General features: G+C 65.6%; 6 protein-coding genes. 3 read left to right on the top strand and 3 right to left on the bottom strand.

Going from position 1 to position 4,980, the window contains the following annotated elements:
- From A5785_RS05820 to A5785_RS22820, 3 genes are all read right to left on the bottom strand, one after another.
- Positions 1-325, bottom strand: a 325-nt coding sequence (locus A5785_RS05820; RefSeq protein ID WP_442902841.1) for a hypothetical protein, incomplete at its 3' end; no start/stop codon positions are given.
- A gap of 139 nt (positions 326-464) precedes the next feature.
- Positions 465-989 (bottom strand): hypothetical protein, encoded by a 525-nt coding sequence (locus tag A5785_RS05815; protein WP_082937829.1) that lies wholly within the window; start codon positions 987-989, stop codon positions 465-467.
- Positions 952-1,638, bottom strand: coding sequence for a helicase associated domain-containing protein (locus A5785_RS22820; protein WP_231894074.1), 687 nt, complete (start codon positions 1,636-1,638; stop codon positions 952-954). The genes A5785_RS05815 and A5785_RS22820 overlap by 38 nt, the downstream gene beginning before the upstream one ends.
- Before the next feature lie 277 nt (positions 1,639-1,915).
- Between A5785_RS22820 and A5785_RS05805 the strand changes: the two genes are divergently transcribed.
- From A5785_RS05805 to A5785_RS05795, 3 genes are all read left to right on the top strand, one after another.
- Entirely contained in the window at positions 1,916-2,398 is a 483-nt protein-coding gene (locus A5785_RS05805; RefSeq protein ID WP_064865062.1) for a hypothetical protein, read from the top strand.
- Positions 2,395-3,195 (top strand): zeta toxin family protein, encoded by an 801-nt coding sequence (locus A5785_RS05800; RefSeq protein ID WP_064865056.1) that lies wholly within the window; start codon positions 2,395-2,397, stop codon positions 3,193-3,195. Before A5785_RS05805 ends, A5785_RS05800 begins: the two co-directional genes overlap by 4 nt.
- Before the next feature lie 312 nt (positions 3,196-3,507).
- On the top strand, positions 3,508-4,557 hold the full coding sequence (locus A5785_RS05795; RefSeq protein WP_156525480.1) for a hypothetical protein: 1,050 nt from the start codon (positions 3,508-3,510) through the stop codon (positions 4,555-4,557).
- Positions 4,558-4,980: the final 423 nt, after the last annotated feature.

The following is a 4,980-nucleotide window of genomic DNA, read 5'->3' as shown; positions in this document are numbered from 1 at the left end:
AGATGAACAGCGATCCGGGTGCGGCGAGGTGGGTGTGGTCGGCCTGCTCGATCAGGCAGCTACCACGGATCTGGAACGTTGCGAAGAGATACTCATCGGCGTCATGTCCCCGCGCGATGCGGGTTGCCGAGCGACGGGCGTCCTCGGCGTTGGCGCGCTTGGTCGACAACGTGAAATTGGTGTATCGGCCAAGAGCAACGTCGCCGTAGAAGCCTGGAAGAACGGGATCGGTAGCGACGTCGGTGTAACTGTGTCGACGGATCTGCGCCCATCGGTCGCCGATAGTGTCGTCGGTGGTGTCGGCCGTAGACCAATGTTCGAACACTGGGAGTTCAATGTCGTGTGTATCGACCATCTCGTGATCACCGCCAGTGGGTTAGGTTCTCGCTTTAGTAAACCATCGGCCCTGTGTCTGCGCTTCTGTGCAGACACAGGGCCGACCACGTCTAGGTAGCTGGTAGCGCTCAGGCTGAGAGCATCCCGTGGGGGTCGATGATGAATTTGTTCGGCGAGCCCTGGTCGAAGGTCTCGTAGGCGGCGGGCGCCTCGTCGAGGCTGATGACCTGGGTGTTGAGCATTGCGCTGAGGTAGGGCATGCGGTCCCAGAGGATGGCCATCATCAGTTCGCGGTTGTAGTGCATGATCGGTGCCTGCCCTGCCGTCACGCGTGGCGACTTGATCCAGGCCTTACCGAAGTCGATCGGATAGGTGCCCTGTTGCTCATCCTTCGACGCGGCAAGTGGGTCGGGTCCATAGACGCCGATAACGCCGGTAGCTCCGCCGGCCCTGGTGGCGTCGAGGACCTGGTTGATCGCGTTTGCGGGGTCCATGGACTGCGCGTCGGCACCGATACCGTGGGCTTCGGTGCCGACATAGTCGACGGCGCAATCGACCATGGGTTCGCCGAGGATTGCCTCGATCTGGTCGGTGAGGGGGATGTCTTGACTGAGATCAATTGTCTCGCAGCCGTTGCTTTTGACCAGGTCCAACCGGTCTTGATGGTAGTCGCCGACGATGATGCACGAGGCCCCGAGCAGTCGTGCCGCCGCGGCTCCGCAGCGCCCGACGGGGCCGGCGCCGGCGATGTAGACGGTGGATCCGCTCGGACGATAGCCTGCCCAGCCGGTAGTCGGTGCGGCGGCTGTCGACCCAGGCGCCGATCCGAAAGTCGCCGATCGTTGCGTGGCGAGCCGGCGAACTCGATCCATGCGCAGCGACGTAGCGGTGCAGGTGTGCGATCCCGGCGTCGAACCGCCGATTGTCCGCACGACGGCGGCCAGCGGTCGGGGAGTCGTGCTCGCTGGGCACGAGGTCACCGCCTGCTCTTCGTGGCGGCGGGCCGTACCGTCCACCGCCAGTCCGGGAACTCGGTTTCGATGCGACGATCCGCTCGGCCGACAGATGGCCCCGCCGGTACTCGGCACGGCGGTTGACGACCCACTGACCGATCGCGAACCCGTCGATCGTCGCGTCGCGCAGTGGCGAGCTCGATCCATGCTCAGCGGCGTAGCGGTGCAGGTGGGCGATCCCGGTGTCGAAGAGACGGTCGTAGGCATTACCGCGGCTGGTCGAGCGAGACTGATGCTCTTTCGGCGTTGCGGGACAGCCTGTTTCAGGTCGGTCTATGCGGGGGTCCACTCGACGGCCGCCTCGACGACGTTGCGGCCGCGTCGAGTTCGATGGGGTGCGGCATCTGTTGATGCCGGTCCGGTTGCTCGGCGCCGAGCCCGACGTAGCCCACCCGCGGGCGCACGCGGTGAACTTACCACCACCACCAACGAAGTGCTCCTGGCCTACACCGGCCTGCGCGCCACGTGCTGAGGACCGAGCCGGGAGCCTAGAGATCGGGGTCTACGTGGGAGTATACTGATTGCATAAGCTTTGAATCGCGGTTTGCACGAGAATGGGGAACGCGATGGCGACGAAGATCAAGCCTCCGAAGATCGCTGAGCTGCGGAGGATCGGCGCGCGGCGACGGCTTGCCGTCCGCCAGGAGCGCCAGGCCATCATTAACGCGGCCCTGGGTGGTTTGAACCAGAAACTCATCGCGGACTCTCTGGACGTGTCGCAGCCGCACATCAGCCGCACGCTGAAAGCGGCCAAGCGGGAGAACGCCGGGACGTTGCGAGAGATCCCGCCCACGGCCTTGGACATCATCGATGAGCGTGACGCCGGCGATATCAGTGACGAACAGATGATGCAGACACTCAAGGAACTCGACTACACCGACGGGCATGTCCCTGAGGTCAATGGTGTCGCCACCGACGCCTATGTGCGGGGTAGCTGGGACGACATCGAGTTCGCTTTCCAGCGCGACCGGCTCACCTTCGAGGAGTACTCCGAGTTGTTCGCAGCTCGCCGCGACCGGCAGCGCAACGCTGCATCTGACGACGGGTGAGTGCTGCTGATGAGCTGCGTGACGCGGTAGCCGCCGAACTTGCTGCCCTGACTGCAAACGGCGGCCCCGCGGGTACCAAGAGTCCCCGCGCCACCTATGAGCAATTCGCGGACGATCCGAACCGCGCCCGGGTGCGCAAGGAGATCATCACTGACTACCTCGCCGACGAGCTGGCGCCTGGCGGGGGCGTGCGTGAGGCGGTGATCACCGCCGGCGTTCCGGGCGCGGGCAAGTCGACGGCGGTCAACGCGATCCTGGGACCGGAGGCATCGCAGTACCGTCGCGTGGACGCCGACAAGATCAAAGACACACTGCTCGAGCACGCGGTCATCAGCGATCTCTATGCGGACCTGCTGGGAAAACGGCTCGCTGACGGTAAGCCCGTGGCGCCGCGCGAGCTGGCGGCGCTGGTGCACGTCGAGTCGACCCAGATCTCCGATGCGGTGCGCCGCCACGTCCTCACGAACGGCGAGCCGATCATCATCGAGGGCACCCTGACGTGGTCCGGGCTGGGGGACATTCTGCTCACCGAGCTCCAGGACGCCGGCTACACCCACGTCCGGGTGATCCTGGTTGAGGTGCCCGAACATGTCGCGCAGGATCGTGCCTTGGATCGATGGTGGCAGGTGCGCCGCGACGGAGGCGACCCGCTCGGTGGGCGCTTCACCCCGCCCGACGTCATCGCCAGCTACTACGGGCCCGACGGGCACAGCGTGTCCCGTGCCAACGCAGAGACGCTTGTCCGTGGTGCCGCCGACTACGACCTCACAGCCGAGCTGGAGGAGTGGTCGGAGTGACGACGGCGGCCGCGACACTCGGGCCAGGGAATACAGGACCCCAAACTGTGATGTAGAACACATGCGAGTGGTGGTCGAAATCGCAGGTTCTCCCACCTAAGAGGTAGGAGGTCGACACAAACCGAAGCGACCTCCCTCGAGACACGAAGGAGAACCCGCGAGATGACCGACCACATCGAACCCAGCGACGACGGCACACAGGACCCGGACCAGAACCTCGGCCAGGGTGCTGCCGAGACCGAAGGGCCTGCCGACCCGCCTACGACCCGCCCTGATTACCGGGCTGCGTCGCGAAGTCCGATCACGCCGGGCATGGATGCCGCGACCCGTGGCCTCCTTCGCCAGTTCATCGCGAGCCCGGCCTACGACGACGTCCTGCGAACGATCCGCCGGCACGCGATGCCCGAGACCCCGAAGCTGCTGCCCGATGTGGTGGTGCCGAAGGTGTTCCCGGATGTCGTGGTGCCCAAGCTGCTCCCGCCGATGCCGAAGATGTTGCCGGATGTGGTGTTGCCGCAGGTGGACGTGCAGAAGCTGTTCAACGACGTCTCTCCGCAGGTGCACGCTGTCGGTGCGATGAAGATCAACTCGTTGCTGCCCAAGATCGGGTTGCCGCACCAGGCCCAGGTCGCCGCGGTCGCGCGGTCGGTGTCGGAGATGGTCAGCGGTCACCTCGTGATCCCGGACTTGTCGGCGGGGCTCCTCGGCGGCGGCGTGCTGGCCGGGTTGCAGGAGAGCATCGGTTCGTTGTTCCGGGACTGGCACACCCTGGCCTGGGCCGGTCACCGTCTCGCACGGCTCGCACTGTGGGCAGCGCGCGGCGCCCGTAACGCGGTCCTGCACGGTGACACCGAGGCGGTGAAGGCCTTCGCCCGGGATTGGTTGGAGTTCGCGCGGCTGCCCGCGACGATGCTCGAGGCGGTCATCGCCGCTCTGCTCGAGCCGGGCTGGGATACGACGCCGATGGACGACGACACGCTGATCAAGCATCTGCGTGCGCGCAGCAAGGCCAACCACAACCTGTGGCGCCCGAGCGACGAGACCCAGATCGGTGGCCGGCTCGTGCAGCCCTTCGACGCGCGGGTGACCGCCGATGGGCCCAGCCTCCTGGATATCACCCCGGCCCCGGATACGAAGCTCGCCGAGACCTACACCGACCCTTGGCTCCGGGACGTTCTGAGCCACTTCACCGACATCGAGATCGCCATCATCGAGGTGCATGCCGACGGTGGGTGCACCTGGGCCTCGGCCGCGACCCTGTGCGGTCAGCCCACCGAACTCGGGGAGAGCATCCGCCGGCGCCTGAACCGCCGCAAGGCGCAGGTCGAAGCCCGCCGCGGACCCCGAACAGCTGCGAGCTAGGCCCCTGGCATCTACCCATTGGGTAGCCCCCGCGATGGGCGGGATGGCTTCGGCTATCCCGCCCATCGCGGGTGGGCCCCAGCATTCGACACGCAGATCGCGTGGACAGTCCGGGCTGTCCTACACAACTGGCAAGATCGGTGCATCCGACGCCACTCCGCAGGTCATCGGGTTGAACTCCGTGGCAACGCGGCCCGGCCTCAAGCGCTGGGCCTCGCGTCAAAGTTGTGTCGCTTGCTCGAATGCCGCTGCGAAACAATGGTGTTCGTGACCGCGGTCAGGATCAGGAGGAGTGGCGAGTTGATGCATCTGATGCAGTATGCAGTGGCTTACTGGTAATCCTGCGTATTCGATCGCTGCATATTCGCACCCAGGTGCACAGCCTGGCCGCGCGGCAGCGTTGTATTCAATAGCGAGGCGCGG

Source organism: Gordonia sp. 852002-50395_SCH5434458, from assembly GCF_001665905.1.
Taxonomy (GTDB): domain Bacteria; phylum Actinomycetota; class Actinomycetes; order Mycobacteriales; family Mycobacteriaceae; genus Gordonia; species Gordonia jacobaea.
Note: the sequence above shows the minus strand (reverse complement) of the source record. Positions and strands in the feature narration are given on the sequence as shown.